Below are 2290 nucleotides of genomic sequence, written 5' to 3' on the forward strand. Positions count from 1 at the left end.
TGTGTTGCACAGGCCATCACGCATTCTTGGTAATTTGCCCGCGCCATTGAGGTAACGGCTTACTTAGCATCTAATTGCTCCGAGAGAGCAATAATGTGGTGTATAAATAAGGTATAAAAAATATGAAACAAGGAGTGAAACTATGAATTACGAAAAGTTATTTGATACAAGTATTTCCAATGAGTCTGTAAAAGCATGGAAAGCTCAGGAAAAAAAGGTTATCGGCACAATCTGCTGCCATGTTCCTGAGGAAATCATTCATGCTGCAGGCATGCTGCCTGTTCGTGTAAGAGCCACTGGCTGCACCGACAGTAGCGAGGCTGAAACCTGGATGTCCAGTTTAAGTTGTAGCTATGCTCGTAGCTGCCTCCAGTATTTGATGGACGGAACTTATGACATAGACGGCTTGATTACATCTGATGGATGCACAATGGCAAGCCGTATTTACGACAACTGGAAACACATAGACCCCAACAAGGAAAAACACTTTCTAAGGGATTTAGGGGCTCCACGTATGGTCAAGGATCTTAGCATAGACTTCTATAAGGATGAGCTCAATGACATAAGAGAAGGCATAGAGAAGTTTGCCGGTGTCAAGATTACCGACGAAAAGCTAAAGGCATCCGTTGAGTTGTACAACGAGACTCGTAGGCTTATCCGTGAGTTGTATGAGCTGCGCATGGCAGAAAACCCAGTCATCAGCGGTAGCGATACCCTTAAGATTACCCTAGCAGCTACCTCAATGCCTAAGGAAGAATTCAATGAGCTTTTGAAGGCATTCCTTGCAGATGCCAAGAACAGAACACCTATCACCGACCATCGTATTCGCCTTATGGTGATTGGTAGCGCCTTAGATGACCCTGAGTACACTAAGGTAATAGAGGACAAGGGTGGTCTCATCGTGACGGACGCGCTATGCTTTGGTAGCAGATACCTTTGGGAGCCGGTGGAGCTGCACGATGACGATGTGATGGGAGCCATTGCCAAGTCGTACTTGACTCGTCCAGTATGTCCTCGTATGATAGATCTCCACGATGAGCTACATGAGTTTATCATGAAGATGATTAAGGATTACAAGGTGGACGGTATTATATATGAGAAGTTGCACAACTGTGAGTGCTGGGGCGGCGAGGCTGTATACCTTGACGATTTGATGAAGAATGCCAACATTCCGATGCTTGCTGTAGAGCGTGAGGAACTAATGGCGAACGCAGGTCAACTAGCAATTCGTGCCGAAGCCTTTATTGAAATGATTGACAAGGAGGATGAATAATATGGGTGTAAATTTAATTTCGGATACATGTGATCAGGTTGATAGCATTATTCAATATATAAGCAAGAAGAGACCACAGGATTTGTGGATGTTTGATGTTCAGAAGGCGTACTGGGATGACGTTCGTGATGCTCATAAGAACGGCAAGAAGGTCATTTTTTTCGGCGGTCCTGGCCCTATTGAGTTGATTTATGCATTTGATGCGGTGCCATTCTTACTAGACATGGTACCTACTCGTATCGCCAGCAAGGTAGATGTTGCCGCGGTCTATGTAGATGAGGCGGAGAAGTATGTTCCATCTACTGCGTGCGGCTTGGATAAGGTTGAGTTGGGTGTTGCGCTACGCGGCGAATATGGTGTCGAGCCTGATGGCTTCGTTTACTGCACTGTACCATGCGACTCAGCTCGTGTTTGCCACCCAGCTATTGACAAAATTTTTGGAGTTCCATCTTACCGCTTGGATGTTCCCTTCCGTAGAGATGAACGTGGCTATAAGTATTTAGCTAAGCAGTATGAAGGCTTTATAACCTTTATGGAAGAAGTGACTGGGAAGAAGATGGACTGGGATAGGTTCGCTGAAATTGCGGAGATTTCCAACAAGTGTAACGATTTGATGAATAAGATTGCGGACTTGAGAAGGTTAAAGCCATGTCCGCTACCAGGTCATCTATTGGTTCTCAACGAGATGATGATGAGTATGTCTGGTCATCCTGATATGCTTAAGTTTATGCAGAAACAGTATGATGTTGGTAAGGCTATGGCCGATAAGGGATTGGGTGCCGTTAAAGATGAGAAGTACCGCGTGTCCTGGTTGCAAAATATCGTGTGGGCCAACGCCGGTCTTCTGTCTTGGATGGAGAAAGAATTCGGAGCAATCATGGTTATGGATGGCTTTGGCTATCAGAATGGTATTCTTTTTGAGGACGTCCATGACAAGGAAGATATGCTGATTACTATGGCAAAGAAGGCCAAGGCCAGTCCTATGATTCACGGTGCTTCCGGCCCTGCTGAACACTA

The 2290-nt window shown here is 45.4% G+C and carries 2 protein-coding genes; both read left to right on the forward strand.

What is annotated here, in order from left to right; genetic code table 11:
• Nucleotides 1-142 precede the first annotated feature (142 nt).
• Nucleotides 143-1273: a 2-hydroxyacyl-CoA dehydratase subunit D gene (locus ACQ3F0_RS26620; protein WP_428868850.1), complete on the forward strand. Its 1131-nt coding sequence runs from the start codon at nucleotides 143-145 to the stop codon at nucleotides 1271-1273.
• Between the two features lies 1 nt (nucleotide 1274).
• Nucleotides 1275-2290, forward strand: a 1016-nt coding sequence (locus tag ACQ3F0_RS26625) for a 2-hydroxyacyl-CoA dehydratase subunit D (RefSeq protein ID WP_428868851.1), incomplete at its 3' end; no start/stop codon positions are given.

This window comes from Clostridium sediminicola (assembly GCF_050402865.1).
Lineage (GTDB): Bacteria > Bacillota > Clostridia > Clostridiales > Clostridiaceae > Clostridium_AF > Clostridium_AF sediminicola.

Coding starts and splice junctions, on each gene's coding strand:
- ACQ3F0_RS26620 (WP_428868850.1), top strand. CDS start 143: ATGAATTACGAAAAGTTATTTGATACAAGTATTTCCAATGAGTCTGTA.